This window comes from Bacillus thermozeamaize (assembly GCA_002159075.1).
In the GTDB taxonomy this organism is placed as follows: Bacteria; Bacillota; Bacilli; order ZCTH02-B2; family ZCTH02-B2; genus Bacillus_BB; species Bacillus_BB thermozeamaize.
In genome coordinates, this window is sequence record LZRT01000008.1 from 1 (window position 1) to 2332 (window position 2332).

Genomic DNA, 2332 nt, shown 5'->3' on the forward strand with positions numbered 1-2332 from the left:
TGGGTGAGGAAGAGTATGAAACGCTTGGAAAGGTGGCATATGTATTTCACGATTCACAACTTGAAAGCGAAAGGACTAAAGGTTTCCCAGATTGCACGAAAATTGAATATCTCCAGAAATACAGTCTACAAGTACCTGAGTATGACGCCAAAGGAATTTGAACAATTTATGGAAGAGATGGAAACGCGCCAAAAAAAGTTGGATCCTTACGAGCAGCGAATTGTCCAATGGCTGCGGGAATATCCTGACCTCTCTGCTGCACAAATTTGGGACTGGCTCAAAGAACATGACCCGGAACTAAAAGTCGGAGAAAGTACCGTACGAGCGTATGTCCGGGCTCTGCGAAACCAATACGGCATTCCCAAATCGGTAAAGCAGAGGCAATATGAAGCGGTTCCGGATCCCCCTATGGGCAAACAAATGCAAGTCGATTTCGGGGAGACGAAGATGAAGAATCTCAACGGAATTCCCGTGAGACTATGGTTCATCACTTTCGTTCTATCCCGCTCCAGGTATAAATTCGTCCACTGGCAAGACCGGCCCTTTGTCACCCAAGACGTCATCGATGCTCACGAACGAGCCTTTGCCTACTATGGCGGGATAACCCAGGAAATCGTCTATGACCAGGATCATTTGCTGCTCACGAGTGAAAATTACGGCGACTTAATCTTGACGCACGAATTTGCGGCTTACGTGCATCATCGCGGTTTTCAAGTCCATATGTGCCGGAAGCAGGATCCGGAAAGCAAAGGGCGTGTGGAGAATGTGGTGAAATATGTGAAGCGGAATTTTGCCCGTCACCGCATCTTCACGACAGTGGACAAGCTGAATGAAGATTGTTTGGCTTGGTTGGACCGAACCGGCAACGCCTTAGTCCATCATACGACGAAAAAATACCGGCCGAAGTGTTTGCCCTTGAACGGCAACATCTCCGCCCGGTCCACCCAAATATCCAAAATGCTAAATCCACTATAACAAGGACTGTGCGGAAAGACAATACGATCTGGTTTGAAGGCAATCGGTATTCGGTACCGTTGGGGACGTATGATGGTACGGCCAAAGAAGTTGGTGTGCAAGCCGGCGAAACGAAGTTGCGGATCTATGATTTAGGTACCGGTGAACTTCTTGCTGAACATGAGCGTTCCTTCATGAAGGGGCAGCTGATTCAGAATACCAATCACCGGCGAGACAGGAAAAAGGGCATTTGTGCGTATCTGAACAGCGTCATGATGCAGTTTACGGATACTGAGATGGCGAAAGCTTATTTGGAAGAAATCTACCGCCAACGCCCGAGGTATATCCGTGATCAGCTGCAGCTCATTCAGAAAACCTTAAGCCAATCCAGCCAGACCGCAAGTGACCAAGCCTTGCGCTATTGTATCGAACACCGGTTGTTTCGCGCGACCGACTTTGCGGATGCAGTGCAGTATTTCAACGCGACCCAAGGAGAAACGCAAATGGCTTCCAGTGATGTGAAACCGCTCAGTGGTGTAGATCCGGCCAAATGGAAAGCCAAGCCGCAGATTCGTGATGTCGAGGTATATCAGCGTATCTTGAGAGGAGACTGACCATGAAACCGACAGTAGAACTCAAACAAGCCTTGAAAACCTTAAACCTGACGGAAGCCGCCCAGGTTGTGGAACAACACCTGATGGAAGCTGAACAAGCTCAATGGACGTGCCGGGAGTTCCTTGAACGGATGCTCCATTACGAACTGGCGCGTCGTGAAGAAAAGCAACTGGCCAGGCGCTATAAATGGGCATCGTTCCCTGAGATGAAAACGCTGGACGAATTTCGTCTGGAAGAACAGCCTTCGTTAAGCAAGCGACAATTTCAGCAATTGAGAGAACTGCTGTGGCTTGAGCAGAATTACAATCTCATTCTGCTCGGGCCTCCCGGGGTAGGGAAAACCCACCTGGCCATCGGTTTAGGCGTCGAAGCCTTAAAAAAGGGTTATAAAGTCAGCTTTGTTACGATGGATACTCTCATCCATTTACTAAAAACCCAACTGATTTCACGGTCCTCTCAGTATAAAGTGAAGCGCCTGCTAAACTCAGATCTGGTCATAGTGGACGATCTGATGTTTATGGCCATGGACCGGAATGAAGCAAATCTGTTTTTCCAATTGATTAACAAGCTTTATGGGCAAACGTCCATCATCCTGACTTCCAATAAAGGTCCTGAAGATTGGGGTGAACTCTTGGGTGATCAGGCCATAACGACTGCCATCCTGGACCGGATCTTGCACAAAAGTGAAGTCGTTCAACTTAGCGGTGACAGCTATCGTCTGAAGTATCGGCAGACGATTTTTCTAGGGATATAGTGTTTAAAA

Annotated in this window: 1 protein-coding gene and 1 pseudogene; both read left to right on the forward strand. The window is 48.1% G+C overall.

What is annotated here, in order from left to right:
* Window positions 1-15: 15 nt before the first annotated feature.
* Window positions 16-1568, forward strand: a pseudogene (locus BAA01_11975) (transposase).
* A gap of 2 nt (window positions 1569-1570) precedes the next feature.
* Window positions 1571-2323: an ATP-binding protein gene (locus BAA01_11980; protein OUM90980.1), complete on the forward strand. Its 753-nt coding sequence runs from the start codon at window positions 1571-1573 to the stop codon at window positions 2321-2323.
* The last annotated feature ends 9 nt before the right edge of the window (window positions 2324-2332 follow it).